At 42.9% G+C, this 22,656-nt stretch carries 20 protein-coding genes; 6 read left to right on the top strand and 14 right to left on the bottom strand.

Features of this window, described 5'->3' with window-relative positions; translation table 11 throughout:
- Positions 1 to 6: 6 nt before the first annotated feature.
- The 5 genes from ACHLI0_RS16800 to ACHLI0_RS16780 form a co-directional block, all read right to left on the bottom strand.
- The gene (locus ACHLI0_RS16800; protein ID WP_414202992.1) at positions 7 to 618 is read right to left on the bottom strand and encodes a tail fiber domain-containing protein; all 612 of its coding nucleotides are present in this window, start codon (positions 616 to 618) and stop codon (positions 7 to 9) included.
- 61 nt (positions 619 to 679) lie between these two features.
- Positions 680 to 892 carry a hypothetical protein gene (locus ACHLI0_RS16795; protein WP_008762761.1) on the bottom strand — a complete coding sequence of 71 codons (213 nt, stop codon included), beginning with the start codon at positions 890 to 892 and terminating at the stop codon, positions 680 to 682.
- 175 nt (positions 893 to 1,067) lie between these two features.
- Positions 1,068 to 1,430, bottom strand: coding sequence for a DUF3244 domain-containing protein (locus ACHLI0_RS16790; RefSeq protein ID WP_195380847.1), 363 nt, complete (start codon positions 1,428 to 1,430; stop codon positions 1,068 to 1,070).
- A 241-nt stretch (positions 1,431 to 1,671) separates the two neighbouring features.
- Positions 1,672 to 3,375, bottom strand: coding sequence for a tetratricopeptide repeat protein (locus tag ACHLI0_RS16785; RefSeq protein ID WP_414202990.1), 1,704 nt, complete (start codon positions 3,373 to 3,375; stop codon positions 1,672 to 1,674).
- A 742-nt stretch (positions 3,376 to 4,117) separates the two neighbouring features.
- Positions 4,118 to 4,273 carry a hypothetical protein gene (locus tag ACHLI0_RS16780; RefSeq protein WP_195380848.1) on the bottom strand — a complete coding sequence of 52 codons (156 nt, stop codon included), beginning with the start codon at positions 4,271 to 4,273 and terminating at the stop codon, positions 4,118 to 4,120.
- 171 nt (positions 4,274 to 4,444) lie between these two features.
- Here ACHLI0_RS16780 and ACHLI0_RS16775 point away from each other — a divergent pair, with 171 nt between their 5' ends.
- The 6 genes from ACHLI0_RS16775 (at position 4,445) to gldH (ending at position 10,031) form a co-directional block, all read left to right on the top strand.
- Entirely contained in the window at positions 4,445 to 4,957 is a 513-nt protein-coding gene (locus tag ACHLI0_RS16775; protein WP_008762757.1) for a ferritin-like domain-containing protein, read from the top strand.
- 252 nt (positions 4,958 to 5,209) lie between these two features.
- Positions 5,210 to 5,740: a hypothetical protein gene (locus ACHLI0_RS16770; RefSeq protein ID WP_118337550.1), complete on the top strand. Its 531-nt coding sequence runs from the start codon at positions 5,210 to 5,212 to the stop codon at positions 5,738 to 5,740.
- Positions 5,741 to 5,896: 156 nt separating this feature from the next.
- Positions 5,897 to 6,850: a methylenetetrahydrofolate reductase [NAD(P)H] gene (gene metF / locus ACHLI0_RS16765; protein WP_055220318.1), complete on the top strand. Its 954-nt coding sequence runs from the start codon at positions 5,897 to 5,899 to the stop codon at positions 6,848 to 6,850.
- 1 nt (position 6,851) lies between these two features.
- On the top strand, positions 6,852 to 7,976 hold the full coding sequence (locus ACHLI0_RS16760; RefSeq protein ID WP_490750165.1) for a DNA polymerase III subunit: 1,125 nt from the start codon (positions 6,852 to 6,854) through the stop codon (positions 7,974 to 7,976).
- Between the two features lie 14 nt (positions 7,977 to 7,990).
- On the top strand, positions 7,991 to 9,574 hold the full coding sequence (locus tag ACHLI0_RS16755; protein WP_490749724.1) for a PSP1 domain-containing protein: 1,584 nt from the start codon (positions 7,991 to 7,993) through the stop codon (positions 9,572 to 9,574).
- Positions 9,552 to 10,031, top strand: coding sequence for a gliding motility lipoprotein GldH (gene gldH, locus ACHLI0_RS16750; RefSeq protein WP_490749722.1), 480 nt, complete (start codon positions 9,552 to 9,554; stop codon positions 10,029 to 10,031). The genes ACHLI0_RS16755 and gldH overlap by 23 nt, the downstream gene beginning before the upstream one ends.
- A 1-nt stretch (position 10,032) precedes the next feature.
- On the opposite strand, the gene rodA is transcribed toward gldH, so the two are convergent.
- The 9 genes from rodA to ACHLI0_RS16705 form a co-directional block, all read right to left on the bottom strand.
- Positions 10,033 to 11,490, bottom strand: a complete 1,458-nt coding sequence (gene rodA / locus ACHLI0_RS16745; protein ID WP_490749721.1) for a rod shape-determining protein RodA — start codon at positions 11,488 to 11,490, stop codon at positions 10,033 to 10,035.
- The gene (mrdA, locus tag ACHLI0_RS16740) at positions 11,471 to 13,333 is read right to left on the bottom strand and encodes a penicillin-binding protein 2 (protein WP_490749720.1); all 1,863 of its coding nucleotides are present in this window, start codon (positions 13,331 to 13,333) and stop codon (positions 11,471 to 11,473) included. Before mrdA ends, rodA begins: the two co-directional genes overlap by 20 nt.
- A gap of 2 nt (positions 13,334 to 13,335) precedes the next feature.
- The gene (gene mreD, locus ACHLI0_RS16735; protein WP_008762749.1) at positions 13,336 to 13,833 is read right to left on the bottom strand and encodes a rod shape-determining protein MreD; all 498 of its coding nucleotides are present in this window, start codon (positions 13,831 to 13,833) and stop codon (positions 13,336 to 13,338) included.
- Positions 13,833 to 14,675, bottom strand: a complete 843-nt coding sequence (gene mreC, locus ACHLI0_RS16730; protein ID WP_016269863.1) for a rod shape-determining protein MreC — start codon at positions 14,673 to 14,675, stop codon at positions 13,833 to 13,835. The genes mreD and mreC overlap by 1 nt, the downstream gene beginning before the upstream one ends.
- A 19-nt stretch (positions 14,676 to 14,694) precedes the next feature.
- Entirely contained in the window at positions 14,695 to 15,717 is a 1,023-nt protein-coding gene (locus ACHLI0_RS16725; RefSeq protein ID WP_008762747.1) for a rod shape-determining protein, read from the bottom strand.
- Positions 15,718 to 15,824: 107 nt separating this feature from the next.
- On the bottom strand, positions 15,825 to 17,348 hold the full coding sequence (purH, locus tag ACHLI0_RS16720; RefSeq protein ID WP_490749719.1) for a bifunctional phosphoribosylaminoimidazolecarboxamide formyltransferase/IMP cyclohydrolase: 1,524 nt from the start codon (positions 17,346 to 17,348) through the stop codon (positions 15,825 to 15,827).
- Between the two features lie 151 nt (positions 17,349 to 17,499).
- Positions 17,500 to 19,536, bottom strand: a complete 2,037-nt coding sequence (locus ACHLI0_RS16715) for a M13 family metallopeptidase (RefSeq protein WP_055220327.1) — start codon at positions 19,534 to 19,536, stop codon at positions 17,500 to 17,502.
- A gap of 13 nt (positions 19,537 to 19,549) precedes the next feature.
- Positions 19,550 to 21,505 (bottom strand): ribosomal protection-like ABC-F family protein, encoded by a 1,956-nt coding sequence (abc-f, locus tag ACHLI0_RS16710; RefSeq protein ID WP_490749717.1) that lies wholly within the window; start codon positions 21,503 to 21,505, stop codon positions 19,550 to 19,552.
- Between the two features lie 143 nt (positions 21,506 to 21,648).
- On the bottom strand, positions 21,649 to 22,560 hold the full coding sequence (locus ACHLI0_RS16705) for a nucleotidyltransferase family protein (RefSeq protein ID WP_008762743.1): 912 nt from the start codon (positions 22,558 to 22,560) through the stop codon (positions 21,649 to 21,651).
- Between the last annotated feature and the right edge of the window lie 96 nt (positions 22,561 to 22,656).

Raw genomic sequence — 22,656 nt, 5'->3', positions numbered from 1 at the left:
GTCGATCTATTTATTTGCTTTCAAAGCCTCAACTTCTGCTTTTAATTCCTTGATTGATTGAATCATTATAGGAATAATTGCTGTATAATTAATTAGTTTATTCCCATCCGGATCAGTCAATACTATATTCGGAAGAACTTTCTCAACTTCCTGAGCCAACAACCCAATTTCTTTACCATCTCCACCTACTCGAAAAGCAGCAGCTGCCGGTTCATTCTTATCTTTGAAATCATAACTTACAGCATTCAGTTTAGACAGAACATTTAAACCATAACCTAATGGATTAATATTAATTTTTGCTCTAGCATCAGAATAGTTATATACATTTTTCACCTGAATACTATTATATACTCCGGATGCTGTATTATAGAAAACAACTTGATCATAATGACTAGCCAATCGAGTTGCAGCCGGACTACAATCAATTTGAAAGAAGTTACTAGCATTACATTTCATATATATTCCGTTTCCACTAAACGTCGTATGATAAAATGAATAAGGTTCGGTATTGCCAATTGTCAATTTACCATTTGAATAATACTTAATTTGTGCATTTGCAAGAACTGCAACAGCCAAGAATAGCACTAAGAGTATACTTTTTAAAAATAATGATTTCATAATATTACAAGTTTTAATTAATAACTTTTCGATATAAATAAAGGCACATATCCCTTAGACATCATTTTGTTACTGAGCCATCCAATCCTATGGTTACAGCTTGTCCAAAAGGAATATCTACAGTGCCAGGTTGAGCTTCCCATACAACCACACCAACCGCCCTAGTAGTTATACCAGTAGTAGTTTCATTGTTCGTATTTACTTCCTCCGATTCGTCCGTACATCCACAGAGAATCATCATAGAAAAAGAAAATAACATAAATAACTTTCTCATGACTATTCAAATTAAACATTAAGTGTCAAAAAATTACTTGATAAAGATTAGTATCTCACCTAAATGTAGGTAGTCTTATCCTTAAATTAGACATTGTGTTTGCTCTCATAACTTTAGATTTAAATAATTATTGCATTGATAATACTATTCTTCTGAAATATCTATATATCAATCCTTAAAGGTTAAAGTTTCCTATAACCTTAACATTTGCATTGTATATATACAACTCATATTGACCTAATGATAGATCACCTAAATAAAGAGTATACTCTCCTGCCACAACAGGGAATATTATAGTTCGAAAAACGATTTGTTTTTCAATGTCTTTTACTTCAATAGTTATAGGAGCAAAACTGTCTTTAAAATTTAAATAAAGACTTTTGCTTTCATCATCCACATACACTTTAAGCCATTCGGGGTCAACAGAAGTTTTTTGCCCCTCTCGCCATTCCATTTTAATATCAACATGTCTGTTAGCTACTGCAAAAGAAACAGGCATTAATAACATCACTAATAATACAAGCTCAAACTTTTTCATATTTATTAATTTTGTTTTTTTGCAAATATAGGGGATAGATGATTCGTTTGTTATATTCAAAACAATATCAGAATAGACAAATACAGCTTGATTATCAACAACTTATAAAAATAACATAGACATATAGTATACATTTACTATTTCAAAGGGACTTTCAGAGCATTAAAATAAAAAAAGTGCATGCCACTATCAATATAGCAGCATGCATTGCCTTATTCAGAAAAGAACTACTTAAATAGGATTATTTTAAAAGCTCGTTAATCAGATACTCACACAAGTTGGCTTCTTCCTGTAAAGCAGAGATTCCCAATTTTTGTCTGAACCTTAATCGCTTTGTAGAAACTGAACTAGGATTAATACCAAGCAATCTAGCTTCGGTTTTCGAATCAAAATTAAACATGCATAAACAACAATATTCCCACTCCTGACTTGATAAATTGGGGTATCGTTCTAATAAATACATTTTTAAATTCGGATAAGTTTCTGTTATTTCAGAAACAATAGAGAACCATAATTGCTCCGTTAGTAATGGTTCATTGCAATTCGTATTACGTTCAGCAATATTCACTAATTTTCTAAAAATTATTGACGTAACAATTCTTCTTCGCTGCAATTTCTTATAATTAGAGGTTAAGTTTTTAATTTCATTTTCTAATCGACTTTGACTACTTTCATTCTCTTTTTGCGAAACCACTAATTGATTTTTCTTTTTATCCAACTCTATAAAGGCATTAGCCAACTCTAGTTTTATATTATTCAACTCAAGGGCTTGCTTATTCATTTCATTTTTGGTTTTTTGCCTGTACAGCAAATAGAGTAATGTGATAGCTATACCAAAAATCAAACATATACAAATTATAATCATATACTTTTGCTGAGTGAGTTCCAATTGATGATTCTTTTCTTTAAGTCTCAAATTATTAAATTTCTTTTCTACTTCCAGTATTTTTGTATTATTCTGTAGTATAGTAATGGAATCACTAAAAGATTTACAACTTTCGAGATACTTAAGTGCTTCTTTATAGTTACCTTCCGCTTTAGTTACCTGATAAAAAGCCCGCTCTATACCATATTCATATTCAGAGTTATCTAAAGGCAGTGTAGACAAAAGCTCACGAGCTTTTAAAATATCACCAACTTGCAGATATAGTTTGATCAGACAGAATGTATTATACAATTCATTTTCCTTATCCAAAGATGTTGATTTAAGGAAATGATATTCTGCTTTAGAATATTGATTCATTGCCAAATAAATGTTACCCAAAGCATTATCTAGAGAAGATCTAACCTCATTATCATGCAACTGCTGAGCAATAGAATCTGCTATTCCCATATATTTTAATGCACATTCCAAAGAATCGAAAAAGGCCCATTCACGAGCTATATTTCGCAAAGCAAATACATGACTTTTGATATTTCCCGCTTTCTTAAATAGTCCTTGCGCTTCCTCATATTGATGTCTGGCCTCTTTTTGCATATCCCTAAAATCATATAGATCGGCTATATACGTACATATATAGCCTGCTTCATTATATAGTTCTTTCTCTTTTGCGATTGCCAATACTTCTGCATAAATGCTCATTGCCTTATCATATTCCCCATCAGCCACTAGAGAGCGCCCCCAAAACAACCCTATATCTACTTGATCTTTAGTTATTCCATATTTAATCAGCCAAGAATATGCATGATCGAAATAGTAAGAAGGAGGAAGAGACGTATTCAATTTGTCAGCAGCTTTACCAGCTATCAAGCACCAACGCACTAAATCTTCCTTATCCAGTTTATCAGGATAAGGAATACTTTGTATAATACGAAAAGCACTATCCGGATTGTCTTTGAGTATTCGCTCTGCAGCATTTAACGGAGTAGACACTGATTGTTGCTGTCTACAAGCTACAAAAAATAATATTAGCACTAGTGTTAACACATATGATAAATGTTTCATTATTATAGTTTTGCTTATATGAATAAAAAACAAACAAGTAAGTTAAACGAGGGGATAAAAAATTCTTTTCCCATTTTTCCGTTGAACCCTTGAAAACACAGATAGTATCAATATGTGCAATAATTATTTTTTTCAGTTTCAAAAGTATTATGCTGTCTTGTAAAGATATGAATTATTTCTTAAACTACAAATAACCCTGTTGCATATTTTAAAATTAAAAATGTGAATCAGTAGTTGAATCAAAATTATACTGAAATGATTCAAATCAGTTAAGACATGAACATAAACTCTATAACATTACCGATAGCATTCTATACAGCTAGATCTCAATGATTTATAGTTTCCTATCATTTCTTGAAATGGAAACTGTCGTTTCCCGGCGAGGGAACGGGCGTTCCTTTTAATGGAAACGACCGTTCCTTTTAAAGGGAACTGCCGTTTCCTCCGAGGAAACTAACGCTTCACGAGGTTGTCAACTAAATCCAATACAGTACAGACAACAAAAGAGGGGCTATCAGACATTAACACGCTGAATATCAAACCACAACATCAAGTAAAAAGTGTATTAAAGCATGGATATAGAGTGAGAGCAAATGCCTGCTCCCACACTGCTACCACACTTGCTACAACAGCTGTAACAACGATGAATAAGACGATACAAGCAAAAAGTGAGAGCATGGGAGCAAAACACGTGTTTAATTCATAGTAAGCAGAAAATATACTCGCCTTGAATCTACTCTTATTATTTGCCTGCTATTGATGCTTCAATCATTTGTCTTAGCAAACCGGTTGTGCTTGATTCAGCATGAAGCAAGCATTCCCGGTTACCGAACACAAAAAAAAGAATACCAAATGGCACACGAACATCCACCCCTAAATCAATCAATCCATCTGCCATATTGGCATTTTTCTATCTTGTACACTTATATATTACAGGAGAAATCTCATTTCAACGCTTGCATACCATGCATATATAAAATCACTGTTAAATCACTGCTAACTCTCAAACAAAAACATCTCCCGTCTGTTACATACCCGACTTGAATATAGTAACCTAAACTTTTAAATTATGGCTAGAGAAAGCGTAAAAATCTTACAAGGAAAGCTTGATGTAGAAAGCTTGATTTCACAGTTGAATGCAGCATTGTCCGAAGAATGGTTGGCATATTACCAATACTGGGTAGGTGCATTAGTAGTAGAAGGCGCCATGCGTGCAGACGTACAAGGCGAATTCGAAGAACATGCGGAAGAAGAACGCAGACATGCGCAACTGCTTGCCGACCGCATTATCGAACTGGAAGGAGTACCCGTATTGGACCCAAAGAAATGGTTCGAACTGGCAAGATGCAAATATGATGCTCCCCAAGGGTTTGATTCTGTAAGTCTGCTAAAAGATAATGTAGCTTCTGAGCGTTGCGCAATACTGCGTTATCAGGAAATTGCTGACTTTACCAATGGAAAAGATTTCACTACCTGCGACATTGCCAAGCATATCCTTGCTGAAGAAGAAGAGCATGAACAAGATCTTCAGGATTACCTGACTGACATTGCCAGAATGAAAAAATCATTTCTCGACAAGTAATTTCCGACTCGTCAGAGAATGAGCGAAAGGCAGTCTTAAAAAGAGAATATCAAAACATTCTCTCTTCAAGATTGCCTTTTTTCACAAATAGATGCGAAAACGACCCCGAAGTTTATACTCCTTTAGTCTCCTTTTGAACAATTTTCGTCCTGAATGGAACACCGCATTTCAGTTGATTCCTCCTACATTTGCAACCACACTTAATCATAAGTGCATAGAAAATAGGTATAAAGAGTATAAAAAGAAAAGACTATGGCAAATCAATTATCAAGAACTGATAGTTCATCCAATCAGGATATCAGACAAGGGTTCAACGTAAAAAAAACAATCATCGGGGTTATTGTTTTATTAATAGGATTATGTCACTTACCTGAAGCGATCCTCCTCATTATGGACGACATTTCTTTAGATAGCATATTGTATCTTATCGGCAATATATTACTCTGTTTACTTGGTATATACCAACTTAAATTCCGTTCCAGGGAAATGAGATATCTGCCGACTAAAAGCGTGGTCAAAGAGAAGAACTATTCCTTCAATCTGAAATACCTTGAACCATTGAAAGAGATGATCGAATCAGGGAATTTTTCCAACAATATCAATATAGAGAAAGGAACAGGCGGGAATCTTCGGCTGGATGTCCTCATGTCAGCTGACAAGAAATTCGCAGCAGTGAGATTGTTACAGTTTATTCCTTACAGCTACATTCCGGTCATAGATATGCAATATCTGCGGAATGACAAGATCACCGCTCTGGAGAATTTCCTGGAACACTCTAAATAAGAGTCCGTTTTATTTTATCTATCCCCACTTTTACGTAATAGTGCGATAAAAACCAAACTATTTTCAAACAAATCAAGAAGAAATCTTTCTTTTTTCGTATTTTTGTCCCAATATGCACGTTTAATTCAAGTAGACAACGAACATCAACGAAAAAGAATGAGAGTAATTGATTTAATACATAACAGCGAAAAAACAGCTTTTTCTTTCGAAATCCTTCCTCCTCTGAAAGGTACAGGCATCGAAAAGCTGTATCAGACTATCGATACCCTTCGGGAGTTTGATCCGAAATATATCAATATCACCACGCATCGCAGCGAATACGTATATAAGGATCTGGGCAACGGACTTTTCCAGCGAAACCGGCTGAGAAGACGCCCGGGGACTGTTGCCGTAGCTGCCGCTATCCAGAACAAGTATAATATAACGGTGGTTCCGCACATACTGTGCAGCGGCTTCACCCGTGAAGAAACCGAATATGTACTGCTCGACCTGCAATTCCTCAATATCACCGATCTGCTGGTACTTCGGGGAGATAAGGCCAAACATGAATCAGTATTCACTCCTGAGGGCGACGGGTACCATCATGCTATCGAGTTGCAGGAACAAATCAATAACTTCAATAAGGGAATCTTTGTAGACGGCTCGGAGATGAAAGTAACCAACAGTCCGTTCTCCTACGGTGTGGCTTGCTATCCGGAGAAGCACGAGGAGGCTCCCAACATCGAATCCGATCTCTTCTGGCTAAAAAAGAAAGTAGAAGCAGGGGCGGAATATGCTGTGACACAGTTATTCTACGACAATAAGAAATACTTCGAATTTGTAGAGCAAGCGAAGGCAGCAGGCATCAATGTGCCTATCATTCCGGGCATCAAGCCATTCAAGAAGTTGTCTCAACTCAGTATGGTGCCCAAGACATTCAAAGTAGACTTGCCGGAAGATTTGGTCAAGGAGGCTTTGAAATGCAAGAACGACAAGGAAGCCGAACAGGTAGGTATCGAATGGTGTGTCGCCCAATGCAAAGAGTTAATGGCACATGGAGTGCCAAGCATCCACTTCTACTCCATCGGAGCAGTGGACAGTATCAAAGAAGTGGCTAAAATCATTTATTGATATGTTTTTCAGAGACGTAATCGGACAAGAAGAAATCAAGCAACGACTCATTCAGGAAGTGAATGAAGGGCGCATACCGCATGCCCAATTGATCTGTGGCCCCGAAGGAGTCGGTAAAATGCCGCTGGCTATCGCTTATGCCCGCTACATCAGTTGCACCAACCGGGGTGAGACGGATGCCTGCGGAGTATGTCCGTCGTGTGTGAAATTCAATAAACTGGTACATCCGGACGTACATTTCGTATTCCCCATTGTGAAAAGTTCTAAAGGGAAACGGGAAGTGTGCGATGACTATATCGCCGACTGGAGACCATTCGTTCTGAAGAATCCGTACTTCAACCTGAATCACTGGCTGAGAGAAATGGATGCCGAGAATGCACAGGCCATCATCTACGCGAAAGAGAGCGATGAGATCCTGAAGAAACTCAGCCTCAAATCGAGCGAAGGAGGATTCAAGATCACGATTCTCTGGTTGCCCGAAAAGATGCATCCGGTATGTGCCAACAAATTACTGAAATTACTCGAAGAGCCACCTGAGAAAACCATCTTCCTGCTCGTATCGGAAGCTCCGGAAATGATTCTGCCTACCATTCTGAGCCGTACTCAACGCATGAACGTGCGAAAAATAGACGAGCCGGCCATCGACCGCGTATTGCAGTCCAAATATGGTATCCAGCCTGCCGACAGCCTTTCCATTGCCCATCTGGCAAACGGGAACTTTATCAAAGCACTGGAAACCATTCACCTGAATGAAGAGAATCAGCTCTTCTTCGACTTATTTGTCAGCCTGATGCGATTGTCCTATCAACGGAAAATCAGGGAAATGAAGCTCTGGAGCGAACAGGTTGCCGGCATGGGACGTGAACGCCAGAAGAACTTTCTGGAATACTGTCAGCGCATGATCCGCGAAAACTTTATATTCAATCTCCATCAGCGTGATCTGACATACATGACAATCAACGAACAGAATTTCGCCTCTCGCTTTGCTCCTTTCGTCAACGAAAGGAACGTAATGGGCATCATGGATGAACTAAGCGAAGCGCAACTACATATAGAACAAAATGTAAATGCCAAGATGGTATTCTTCGACTTCTCACTGAAGATGATCGTACTGTTGAAGCAATAATAAATATATAAACTATGGAATATAAGCTTCATAATGGGAGCGGCGGTCTTTGCTGCAAAGGATGCTCCCGACAAGATAAGAAACTGAACACTTATGATTGGCTGGCAGACATACCAGGCAACGCGGAAGAGTGTGATATGGTGGAAGTACAATTTAAAAACACCCGAAAGGGCTATTACCGCAACAGCAACAAAATCAAACTGGAAAAGGGAGACATCGTTGCCGTAGAAGCTGCTCCGGGTCATGACATCGGTGTCGTGACCCTGACGGGAAGACTCGTCCCACTGCAAATGAAGAAGGCCAACTTCAAGACTGATGTTGAAATAAAAAGAATCTACCGGAAAGCGAAGCCGGTGGATATGGAGAAATTCAACGAAGCGAAAGCGAAGGAACATGCGACCATGATCCGTGCCCGCCAGATCGCACTGAACCTGAACCTGGATATGAAAATCGGTGATGTGGAATATCAGGGCGACGGCAATAAAGCTATTTTCTACTACATTGCTGACGAGCGTGTGGACTTCCGCCAACTGATTAAGGTACTTGCCGAAGCTTTCCGTGTCCGCATTGAAATGAAACAGATCGGTGCACGACAGGAAGCAGGACGTATCGGAGGTATCGGTCCTTGCGGACGGGAGCTTTGCTGCGCTACATGGATGACGAGTTTTGTGTCGGTATCTACAAGTGCCGCCCGCTTTCAGGACATTTCACTGAATCCTCAAAAGCTTGCCGGACAGTGCGCCAAGTTAAAGTGTTGTCTCAACTATGAGGTGGACTGCTATGTGGAAGCTCAGAAACGCCTTCCTTCCAGAGAAATCGAACTGGAAACAAAGGACGGCACTTTCTACTTCTTCAAAGCTGATATTCTGAGTAATCATGTTTCTTACTCTACGGACAAGAACTTCCCCGCCAACCTAGTAACAATCAGTGGAAAACGTGCCTTTGAGGTGATTGCCATGAACAAGAAAGGAATGAAACCGGATAGTTTGCTCGAAGCTGAAGTGAAGCAAGAATCCAAAAAGCCGATTGACTTGCTGGAACAGGAAAGCCTCACCCGCTTCGACCGTAACCGAAATAATAAGGACGGAAACAACGGTAACCGGAACAAGAAGAAGAGAAAAGGAAATAATGACAACCGCCCGCAGGCACAGGCCGAAGGTGGAAATCGTCCGCAGCAACCTCAGAGGGGGGAGAACGAGAATCGTCCCCAACCGTCAGAGAACGGCAACAGAGGAGAAAGAGGAGACAGAGAAAATCGTCCGAGAAACAATAACAATAATAACCGGAACAGAGGACAGAATCAAGGACGGAATAATGAGAACAGACGTCCGGAAAGAGGTCAGAATCAGGAACGTCCACAGAATCCGAACCGTCCGCAGAATCAAGAGCGTTCACAAAATCAAGAGCGTCCGGTAAATCAGGAACGCAATCAGGAACGTCCGCAGAATAGAGAACGACAACCCAAACAGGAACGTCCTCTAAATCAGGAACGCCCGCAGGAACAAGGAAGGCAGCCCAACCAGGAACGTACTCCCAGACCTGAAAGAAATTCGAATCAAGAGAAGCCGCAAAATAATGAAAAGCCTGCTCAGGAATAGCTTATTTTGTTTATTCGGTGTCTGCTTCATGGCAGCCTGTAATGAAAATACCGTGTATCACTCCTACCAGTCCCTGCCCAATGAGGGATGGGGAAAGAGTGATACACTCTCTTTTCAGTGTCCTGTTACGGACAGCATTCCTGGTACACTCAGATTATTTGCGGAAGTTCGCAACAGAAGTGAATACCCTTACCGCAACCTTTACTTATTCATTCATGAAAACCTGCTTGATTCCACAGTATGGCGTACTGACACGATAGCGGTCAACCTGGCTGATTCCACAGGAAGATGGACAGGAAATGGCTGGGGAAGTATCTATCAAACAGCTATTTTTGTCAAATCTGTCCGCCCGCTGCATCCCGGAAACTACACAGTTAAGATTGTGCACGGAATGCAGGATGAGAAATTAACCGGACTCAATGACGTCGGTATCCGAATTGAAAAACAAGGAGAATAGATTAAAGCCTTCTGCCTCTTCCGGCATCCAGCCTCAGGAAGATAAACAATAAAATGGTGAATCCCCACAAGGAAGAACCTCCGTAACTGAAGAACGGTAAAGGAATACCAATGACCGGAGTCAGCCCAAGCACCATCCCGACATTAATAAAAAGATGGAAAAGGAAGATACTGACAACGGAATATCCATAGACACGTGCAAAAATGGAAGTCTGCCGCTCGGATAAAGCAATCAGTCTCAGAATCAATATAAGGAAAGCCAACAGGACAGCAGCCGAACCGACAAATCCCTGCTCCTCTCCCACTGTACAGAAGATAAAGTCAGTATCTTGTTCGGGCACATATTTCAGTTTCGTCTGTGTGCCATTCAGAAAGCCTTTTCCAGTCAATCCACCGGAACCGATGGCTATCTTTGACTGATTGACATTATATCCCGCTCCCGTCAGGTCTTCTTCCATACCGAGTACAACCTTGATGCGGATTTGCTGATGGGATTCCAAGATGTTATCAAATACGTAATTACTGGAATACAGGAAGCCGATAGATCCGATAGCAAACAGAGCAATCAGAAAATAGGAACGTTGACGCTCTCTCAATGCCAGATAGAGCAGATAACCTATCACAAGAACACAAAGCCCCCATTGCACCCATACCAAACTGAAGTGTATTCCGTATTCCGATATTAAATATGCGATAAGCAGAACAATCAGGCTTCCTCCGATAATGTTCCGTGTAGGTTCCCACTTTTTGGGGTACACCCATACCATTCCTCCGGCAAACAACAGAATCAATAACAGCACAATAAATTCGCCTAACGGTGTAGGAGTATCGGCAATAAAAACCTCGTCAAAACGGATGCCGACAACAAAGTAAATCACTGCACACAGACCGGCAAAAAGCACTACACCGGGCATTCCCTCCCGATAAAGCACCAAAAAGAAAGCAAGATAGACTAATGCCGACCCCGTCTCCCGCTGTCCGATAATCAGGAGCATCGGAAGAAGAATGATAAAGCCCAAGACGAAGGCACACTTTTCTTTCTTTATGCTGAATGAGTATGAGTTCATATATTTCGCCAGCGCCAGTGCCGTAGCAAACTTGGCAAACTCGGCGGGTTGCAAGCTGACCGGCCCCATCACCAGCCACGAACGCGACCCTTTCGTATCCGGTGCGATAAAGATGGTAACAATAAGCAGCACAATCATCCCTACATATATAATGTACGCGAACATATCATACATCCGGTCTTCCAGCATCAGCAAGACAAATCCCAAACCAAAGGAGCAAATAATCCATACAAACTGCTTTCCGGCACGGGTAGAGAAATCAAAGAAGTCACGATCGCCATAGTCATAGCTGGCACCGCAAACGCTGAACCATCCGCCGACAATCAAAAGCAGATAGATACCAATCGTTACCCAATCCAGTGTTTTCCACAAACTATCGTTCCTCGTTACCATATAAAATGATTCTGTTACTGATTTCTTCTGCTCTTAACTCATTCTCGGGCGACAATTTCCCTTTCATATATTGTTCCATCATCAATGCACCGATCGGCACTCCATAAGTCGCTCCCCAACCTCCATTCTCCACATATACCGCAATGGCAATCTTAGGCTGGTTCATCGGAGCAAAGCCCATAAACACCGAATGGTCATGTCCGCGATTCTGCGCCGTTCCTGTCTTTCCACAGGCTTCAAGTTCCGGAACCATCACGGACAGCATACGGCAAGTACCTCCGGTGGCAGCAGCACGCATTCCTTCTACCACAGATTCATAATGTCTTCGCTCTATGGTTGTGTTGCGTGGATGTCGATAAATGCTATCCAACTGCGCATCCTGAATTTCCTTCACAATATGTGGTGTTGTAAAATGTCCGCGATTGGCAATCGTTGCCCCTAAGTTAGCTATCTGAAGAGGGGTAGACAGAATTTCACCTTGTCCGATGGAGATACTGATGACCGTCAGTCCGTTCCAGTGTCCACGATAAGCCTTGTCATAAAATTGTGCGTTCGGTATCAAGCCCCGTTTCTCTCCGGGCAAATCGACTCCTAACTTATAGCCGAATCCCTGAGAAACCATGTGATCTTTCCAGACTGTGATGGCATTCTGTGGTGAACCATACTTGCGATCGCCGAACATTCGGAACAGCCCCCAACAGAAATAGGAGTTGCAGGAAGTCGCAATAGCCGGAATCAATGGCAAAGGTGAGCCGTGAGCATGACATCCCACTGTCAGACGTCCATAATGGAAACCACGAGAACAGGGGAAAGAAGGACTTTGCTCGGTAATGATTCCTTCTTGCAAGAAGGTCAGTCCCTGTGCCGTCTTGAAAGTTGACCCCGGAGGATAGACTCCCATCAATGCACGATTGAGCAACGGTTTCTGTTTATCACGTTGCAGCATCAGGTGGTTCTTACCACGCTGACGACCAATCATCAGATGCGGATCATAATTCGGAGAAGAAACCAGACAAAGGATTTCTCCGGTTTCCGGTTCGATAGCTACGATACTTCCAATCTTATTTTTCAATAACCGTTCGCCTAATATCTGCAAATCAATGTCGAGACTCAAAGTCAGATTCTTGCCGGGAATGGAAGGACGGTCATACTCTCCGTCCATATAACGTCCCTGGATACGTCCGTGCGCATCGCGCAACAGAATCTCTACTCCCTTTTCTCCACGCAGGTGTTTCTCGTACGATCTCTCGACCCCCAGTTTTCCTACATAATCTCCACGGATGTAGTATCCCTCTTCATCCGCCTCCATATCTTTAACGGATACCTCACCGATATCCCCCAAAGCATGGGCGGCAGCATTGTATGAATATTGCCGGATCGTACGCCGCTGAATATAAAAACCGGGAAACTTGAACAGTTTCTCCTGGAAGACACCGCACTCCTCCGCAGAGAGTTGTGACATGAACAACTGGTTGGTATATCGAGAATATCCCGGATTGCGGCGACGGTCTCTCATATCACTCATGATCTTAAGGAACTGAGCACGAGTAATGCCTAACGATTCACATAAATCGAGTGTATCCAGATTTTCTACCTCTTTCGGGACGAGAGTGATGTCATAAGCCGGCTGGTTGAATACCAGCAGTTTGCCGTTACGGTCGTAAATAGCTCCCCGTGAGGGATATTGAATTTTATTCAGGAAAGCATTGCTGTCGGCATTCTTCTTGTAGTCATCTGTCGTTATCTGCAATACGAAGAGGCGTATCAGATAAATCAACACAATAGTTAAAGCAATCCCCCCGATAACAAATTTCCGCTTTTCTAATCTATAGTCTTTTGCCATTCCTATCTCCTTATTCCTTCTACAGCAAGAATGCAGGTTAAAGTCAGAAGGGTGCACGAAATCACCCGCAATAACAACAGCCAGATGCTGGTAAATGAGAAGAACTCAATGCTGAGTAATGCCAGGCTATGGACAAAAACACTTGCCGTGGTATATTTCAGGAAAGGAGTGATGCCCATGCTCTTGAAAGAAGGGATGATACTGTCCAGATTGTCACGCGGAGTAAACAGGCGCAGCAAAGACGGACGAAGGAAAGCCAGCAACACGGTTGCCGCAGCATTCATCCCCGGAGTATCGGCAAAGATATCAATGGTTAGTCCGAAGAAGAAAGCCCACAACATCAACTCATTCCGGGAAGTTCCGGAAGCGAATTTCAGGATAAAGTAAATGTAGAGAAAGGGAGTAGCATATCCGGCAATATGTACGTTATTCAGGATCAGTACCTGAAGAAGTACCAGCCCGATAAACCATCCGATTCTATGTATATAGGTAATTATCATTATTTCACAGCCTTATTTTCCAGTTCTTTCTGTTCCTGCTGACCGTTCCGGGCTATCACCCGCACATCACTCACCTTGCCGAAATCGGTAGCCAACTTGATTTTCAACAAATAAGACAATCCGTCGTGCGAGTCGGACATATCATCGACTGTTCCTACCATGATTCCTTCGGGGAATACGGTAGAGAAGCCGCTTGTCACCACCGTATCACCCAGATTAAACTCTGCATGACGAGGCAAATCTTTCAGATACGCATAGCGGGAATCTCCATGCTCCCACTTCAGATAACCAAAGTAGTCACTTCCGACAATCTTGCAACTAATATTTGACTTGCTGTTCAATACCGATATCACGAGTGAATACGAAGAGGAGGTTTCATAGACAATGCCCACAATTCCGTTTCCGTCCACCACTCCCATTTCGGGACGGATACCGGCAGAAGAACCCTGATCGAGCGTTATATAATTATCCGCCTGATTCAGACTGTTCTTAATGACGTGTGCCTTGAACAACTGATAATCTGTCAGAGGTATCTCCTTGATGCTGTTTACAGTAACCGAATCAACCTGATGCTCCCGCAACGCCTTTTCCAGATTAGTGATCTGCTGTTCGAGCGCCATATTACGATCCAGCAAGTCTGCGTTGACCGATTTGAGATGGAAATAAGAGCTTATTCCTCCCGAAACTTCATAAACTGCCCCCACAACGACATTGGCAGATGTAAAGAAAGTACTCTGCTGGTAGTTGTTGAACCGAAATAACAAAACAAAACTGGCTACCTCTAATACGATGAAGAGGAACCAGTAATTGTATTTCAAAAGGAAGTTTATTAAATTCCGCATGAATAATGATCCGTATTATTTATCTCATCAAGAAAGAGAAACGGTCTACATTCTTTAATGCCACACCCGTACCTTTGGCTACTGCGTGCAAAGGATCTTCAGCAATGTGGAAAGGTATGTTAATCTTATCTGTCAAACGCTTGTCCAGTCCGCGAAGCAATGCACCACCACCGGCAAGATAGATACCGTTGTGTACAATATCCGCATACAGTTCGGGCGGCGTATTTTCCAATGCACTCAGGATGGCTGTTTCAACCTTGGAGATGGATTTCTCCAGACAGTGAGCCACTTCCTGATAACATACGGGCACTTCCATCGGAAGAGCTGTGATACGGTTCGGTCCATGAACGATGTAATCTTCCGGAGCGTCATCGCCAAGCTCGGTCAGTGCAGCACCTACGTTGATCTTAATACGTTCTGCCATACGTTCGCTGACTTTCACATTATGCTGACGGCTCATGTACTCCTGGATATCCGCAGTCAGATCATCACCGGCGATACGGATAGAGTTGTTGGAAACGATACCTCCCAAAGAGATAACGGCAATTTCCGTAGACCCACCACCTATATCCACAATCATGTTTCCTTCGGGCGCTTCTACATCAATACCGATACCGATTGCCGCAGCCATCGGTTCGAATATCAGATAGACGTCACGTCCACCGGCATGCTCGGCTGAGTCACGAACGGCACGGAGTTCTACTTCCGTACTTCCCGACGGTACACCGATCACCATACGAAGTGACGGCGAAAACAAGTGATTACGAGTATTTACCTGTTTAATCAAACCGCGCATCATTTGCTCGCAAGCATAGAAGTCGGCGATCACTCCATCCCTCAACGGACGAATAGTACGTATATTTTCGTGGGTCTTTTCGTGCATCAACTTCGCCTTTTCCCCAACGGCGATCATCTTATCTGTACGGCGATCCAAGGCCACAACCGAAGGCTCATCCACCACAATTTTCCCGTTTGTGATGATGATGGTATTGGCTGTCCCCAAGTCCATCGCTATTTCTTGTGTAAAAGAGAATAATCCCATTAATATAAAGTATTAAGTATTAAGTATTAGGTATAAAGTATCAGGTATAAAGTAGACTGCCTTATCCGCAAGGTTAATACTTAATACCTAATACTTAATGCCTGTTTTTAATGTTTAAAATGACGGATACCGGTGGTCACCATCGCCATACCGTGCTCGTTGCAGTAAGCAAAAGTAAGATCGTCTTTCACCGAGCCGCCCGGCTGGATGACTGCCGTAATACCTTCTTTGTCTGCTATTTCCACGCAATCCGGGAAGGGGAAGAAAGCATCTGAAGCCATTACCGCACCGTTCAGATCGAATCCGAATGATTTGGCTTTTTCAATCGCTTGCTTCAAGGCGTCTACCCGTGAAGTCTGTCCCACACCGCTTGCAAGAAGCTGTTTGCCTTTTGCCAGCACGATAGCGTTCGACTTGCTGTTCTTAACAATCTTGTTGGCAAACAACAGATCTTCCACTTCTTCCGGAGTAGGAGCTTTGTCTGTCACAGTTCTCAGATCGGCAACCGTTTCAATATTCATATCTTTGTCCTGCACCAATACACCGTTCAGCAAAGCACGGAACTGTTTCTTCGGCAGTTTGGCTTCTTTGCGAACCAGGATGATGCGGTTCTTTTTCTGTCCCAAAATTTCGAGCGCGTCTACGTCATAGTCCGGCGCAATAATCACTTCGAAGAATATCTTGTTGATCTCTTCGGCTGCTGCTTTGTCAACCACTCCGTTAGTAATCAATACGCCTCCGAAAGCGGAAACGGGATCACCAGCCAACGCATCTGTCCATGCTTCCAGTACAGTTGGACGAGAAGCCAGGCCGCAAGCATTATTATGTTTCAGGATAGCGAAAGTCAAATCTTCGTATTCGTCGATCAGATCGACGGCAGCATTGATGTCCAGCAAGTTGTTATAAGAGATTTCCTTACCGTGAATCTGATCGAACATCGCATCCAGATTTCCGTAGAAATAACCTTTCTGATGAGGGTTTTCACCGTAACGGAGTTGCTTCTGGTTGTTTACCGAACAACGGAAAGCAGAACCTTCGCCGGCATCGAAATAATTGAAGATAGCTGAGTCGTAGTGAGAAGAAACGGCAAACGCTTCTTTTGCCATCCAGCGACGTTCTTCGAGTGAAGAAGTAGCGCCATGTTCCATCAGCATATCCAGCAATGGCTTATATTGTGCCTGAGAAGCCACGATGATGACATCGTTATAATTCTTGGCAGCAGCACGAATCAAAGAGATTCCACCTATATCGATTTTTTCAATGATGTCTGCTTCGGATGCGCCGGAAGCTACGGTAGCTTCAAACGGATACAGGTCGACAATAACCAAATCTATTTCGGGGATTTCATACTTTTCAATCTGTTGAATATCCTGTTCCAGGTCACGACGGCAAAGGATACCTCCGAAAATCTTCGGATGTAATGTCTTCACTCTACCACCAAGGATGGAAGGATAAGTGGTCAAATCTTCCACTGCCTTACAGGGATATCCTAGTGATTCAATAAACTGACGAGTTCCACCTGTTGAGAGAAACTCTACTCCTTCTTCGTAAAGTTTGGTAATAATTTCATCCAAACCTTCCTTATGGTATACAGATACCAATGCAGTTTTTATTCTTTTAGACTCTGACATTGAATTGCTTATTAAGTATTTGATGCGCAAAGTTACGAAATATTGTTTATCGTACGTAATAAATAAGGTGTGAATTAATAAAAAAAAGCGTTGACTATTCCTGTTGGAAAGTCAACGCTTCTTCTCATATAGAGCTTCTAATCAAAATCTATTACCAGATAGACACTCGTTTGTCCTTCGCTACGAACATAGGATCATGTTCTGTGATATTGAATGCTTCGTACCAGTTCTGGATATGAGGCAATGCCCCGTCCACACGCCATTTTCCTAAAGAGTGAGGATCGAGTTTGGTCAGTCGGAGAATCTCTTCCGGACGGATGTGTCCTGCCCATACATTAGCATAAGCAAGGAAGAAACGTTGTTCGGGAGTAAATCCGTCAACAACTTCCAGCGGTGCTGTTTCCATTGCTTTCTTGAAAGCTGCGAAAGAAACCTGCAAGCCACCGTGGTCGGCAATGTTCTCTCCCAAAGTAAGTTCACCGTTTGCATGTACACCGGGAGCCACTTCTATGCTGTCAAAGAAGTTAACCATCACTTGAGCACGTTCCTCGAACTTTTTAGCATCTTCTTCTGTCCACCAGTCTTTCAGGTTACCATCCTTGTCGTATTGACGACCCTGATCATCGAATCCGTGAGTCATTTCATGGCCGATTACCACACCGATAGCACCATAGTTCATCGCATCGTCAGCGTTCATATCAAAGAACGGAGCCTGCAGGATAGCGGCTGGGAAACAGATTTCGTTGGTTGTCGGGTTATAATAAGCGTTCACCGTCTGAGGTGTCATCAACCATTCGTCCTTGTCGACCGGCTTACCGGCTTTCGCAATCATGTCATTGAAATCCCATTGGCTGGCACGCTCGATATTTGCCCAATAAGAGTCGTCTTTGATCTCCAGAGCAGAGTAATCTTTCCATTTATCCGGGTAACCTATCTTTACATGGAAGGTAGCCAGTTTCTCTAATGCTTTCACCTTTGTCGGTTCGCTCATCCATTCCAGCGCTTTGATGCGTTCGCCCAGAGAAGTCTGCAAATTCTTCACCAGTCCAACCATACGTTCTTTGGCAGCGGCAGGGAAGTATTTTTCGACATACATCTGCCCTACGACTTCACCCAAAGAGCCGTCTACAGTGCTTACCGCACGTTTCCAGCGAGGCTGCATTTCTTTCTTGCCGGACATTGTCTTGCTATAGAAGTCGAAGTTTTGTGCCACGAAATCATCACTAAGGAAAGAAGCTGCGGCATCGATCAGATTCCATTGAAGATAAAACTTCTGGTCTTCAAGAGGTACTGTATTAATAACATCGGCAACTTCCTTCATAGCTGCAGGCTGACCGATATTCACTTCTTTCAAGTCACTCAGTCCCGAAGTAGTGAAGTAAACATCCCAGTTGAAAGTAGGAAAGTTCTTTTTCAGCGTTTCCATGTCCATCTTATTATAGTTGGCATGCGGATCACGCAATTCTACTTGAGAACGGGCAGCTTTGGCAAGACGTGTTTCGATGTTCATCACGGCCACCATTGCTTTCTGTGCGGTAGCTTCGTCATAGCCGGCCAACTGGAACATTTTAACGAGGTGTTCCTTATATTTATCGCGGATACTCTTCGTCTGCTCGTCATTCTCCAGATAGTAGTCACGCTGTCCCATTCCGAGACCGCCCTGATAGGTCTGCACCATGTTCATAGAGCTGTTCATATCATCCGCACTAACAAACATGGTAAAGTAAGGACGTATTCCTTTCTTCTGACTTTCGGCAATGTAGGTGTAAATCTCTTCTTTATCTTTGAGCGCATCGATAGCCGCCATTTCTTCTTTGATCGGAGCTGCTCCTTCTTTGTTCAGCTTCACGCTGTCCATAGCGATGTTATAAAGATCACCCACTTTCTGGGCAGCACTGCCCGGAGCATTGTCTTTCTTTGCAGCCAGTTCGGCAATCAGTTCTTTCAACTGTTCGCGGCTTTTCTCGTGAAGCATATCGAAAGAGCCGAAGCGTGAATACTCGTCTGTCAGCGGATGACTTTCAATCCACCCACCGCAGGCATACTGATAAAAACTTGTACCCGGCATTGCCGTGGTATCCAGATTAGCAAGGTCGATACCGGACGTTAGTACGGCCTCTTTCTTGCTATTACATCCTGTTGTCATAAGGCATACGGCAAGAATTGGTAAATACTTGGTTACTTTCATATTATATAATAAATTAGTTTTTCACTTCTTCCAGTTCCATCGAAACCCGTTCCCACTCTTCAACGGTGGTATCCAATTGCTGTTTCAGCTTCTGATGCCGTTCATACAGTTGCATATCCGATGCTCCTTCCGGGGTTGCCATCTTTGCTTCCAGAATGGCGATTGCCGATTCCGTTTCTTCAATCGAAGCCTCACAGTCCGCCACCTGGCGTTCCAACTTCTTTATCTTCTTATTGAGTTCCTTCTGCGCTTCATACGAGAGTCTGTTCTCCGAAGGTTGCTCTGTATCCGCTTCGTTTCCTTTGGCAGATGCGGTAGGAGAAGTAGAGAGAGAAGCTCCTTTCTGAAGTTCATTCAGGCTGTCGATCTTCTTCTTTTGCAGGAAATCGTAAATACCGCCAAGATGTTCTTTCACTATTCCACCACCGAACTCATATACTTTAGTCGCAAGTCCGTCCAAAAAATCACGGTCGTGGCTGACAAGTATCACTGTTCCGTCAAATTCGCGGATCGCTTCCTTCAGTACATCTTTGGAACGCATATCCAGATGATTGGTAGGTTCGTCCAGAATCAGGAAGTTCACCGGTTCCAGCAGCAACTTAATCATAGCCAGACGGGTACGTTCTCCACCGGAAAGTACTTTCACTTTTTTATCCGAAGCCTCTCCGCCAAACATGAATGCACCCAAAATGTCACGTATCTTCAACCGGATATCTCCTGTCGCCACACGGTCGATCGTATCAAATACCGTCAGGTTTTCATCCAGCATCTGCGCCTGATTCTGTGCAAAGTAACCGATCTGAACGTTATGTCCGATCGTCAGTTTACCATCAAAATCGATCTCGCCCATGATACATTTCACCAACGTAGATTTACCTTCTCCGTTCTTTCCGACAAATGCGACTTTTTCTCCTCTGTTGATCGTCAGATTCACATCATGGAAAACAACGTGATGTCCATATGCCTTGCGTACATCTTCACAGATAACCGGATAATTCCCGCTACGGCTGGCAGGAGGAAAATTCAGGCGGAGGGAAGAGTTATCTTCCTCATCGACCTCGATACGGTCTATCTTTTCCAGTTGTTTGATACGACTCTGCACCTGCACGGCTTTGGTTGCCTTATAGCGGAAGCGTTCGATAAAGTCTTCCGTATCCTGTATCTGCTTCTGCTGATTCTCATAGGCACGGAGCTGCTGCTCACGACGCTCTTTACGTAATACAACAAACTCATCGTACTTCACTTTATAATCATAAATCTGACCGCAGGTAATCTCAATCGTACGGGTAGTTACATTATTAAGGAAAGCACGGTCGTGGCTGACCAGCACAACAGCATTGGCACGGGTAGACAGGAAGTTCTCCAGCCATTGTATACTCTCGATATCCAGATGGTTAGTCGGCTCATCAAGGAGCAGCACATCCGGACGACGGAGCAAGAGCTTCGCTAGTTCGATACGCATACGCCAGCCGCCGGAGAATTCGGAAGTCGAACGGTTAAAGTCTTCCCTGCTAAAGCCCAATCCCAACAGAGTACGTTCTATTTCCGCCTGAAAATTGGTTCCACCCATCATCAGGAAACGGTCGTTTTCGTGTGTGAAGCGGTCTATTAACTGGTGGTATTCTTCGGATTCATAGTCGGTGCGGTCGGCAAGCTGCTGATTCATCCGTTCAAGGTTTGCCTGAAGTTCGAAAATATGCTCAAAGGCGAGTTCTGCTTCCTCCATCACCGTGCGGACATCCGAAAGAATCATGACTTGCGGCAGGTAGCCGATCGTTACATCTTTGGGGACGGCTACCACTCCGCGGGTCGGTGTTTGCAGACCTGCCAATATTTTCAGCATAGTCGATTTGCCCGCACCGTTCTTGCCGACCAAAGCGATGCGGTCTTTTTTATTGATCACATAGCTGACATCCGCAAAGAGCGGTGTCGCATTAAATTCTACTGATAATCCTTCTACTGAAATCACTTCTGTCTCTGATTTATAAGATTTTGGATTGCAAAGATAATGAATAATTATTGGATAAAGGGCAGTATTATCCGTTATGAAAGACAAAAAAAGCAGTCATTCATAAGAATGACTGCTTCCTGATCTTTATCAAAAGCTTTTCTTTAGAACAATTTAGCAGGGTATTCACCGGCATCTACCAATGCCTGAATCTTGTCCACTACGCTCTGACGGTCTTCCGGATAAGTTACCCCAAACCATTTGCTGGTAGTATCCAGAACTTCCACAGTTGCAGTTCCGTCGTTAATCAATTTATCCACCATCAGCGGGATAAAGAATTCGCTCTTCAGGTTCTCCATGTTCTTCGGATCGCTCAGGAAAGTCTTGAAGAACTCTTCGCTGTAAGCAAAATAGTCGGGAGTAAAACCCCAGAAGTTCATACTAACCGGAGTCGTATCAGGAGTAGCTGTCCATTCACCGTTATCATCGATGTATTTTACTTCACCGTCCAGACGTTGAATCTTCGTACGTTCCACTACGGAAGTCAGCAAGTTGTTAGCATCTGTACTGCAGATACCACGAGATACCGTACCGCTCTCGCTCAACGTATTTCCTACACGGAAACCTACCATTGAATAAACATTCTTGGAATTTTCGGGAAGAGCAGACAGGAATTTGCCCATTACCTGGAACGAGTCACGACCATAGAAGTCATCGCAGTTGATTACCGCAAACGGTTCACTAATCACATCAGCTCCCATCATTACCGCATGATTTGTACCCCATGGTTTGGTACGGTCTGCCGGACAAGTGAAGCCTTCCGGAAGATCATCGATAGACTGGAATACCAGTTCGCAAGGAATATGGCCTTCGTATTTAGAAATAATCTTTTCGCGGAAATCCTGTTCAAAATCTTTGCGGATTACAAATACAAGCTTACCAAATCCTGCGTTGATAGCATCATAGATAGAGTAATCCATAATAGTTTCGCCGTTAGGACCCAGTCCGTCCAATTGCTTCAAGCCTCCATAACGGCTACCCATACCAGCAGCCAATAAGAATAAAGTTGGTTTCATAAATTGTGTAATATTAAAAGGTTAGTGATGTCAATGGCATCAGATTTCGTTGCAAATTTACAAAAATAGTTGAATCCAACAGGACAAATATCAATC

The sequence above is a fragment of the Bacteroides sp. RCH18 genome, from assembly GCF_058231005.1.
Note: the sequence above shows the minus strand (reverse complement) of the source record. Positions and strands in the feature narration are given on the sequence as shown.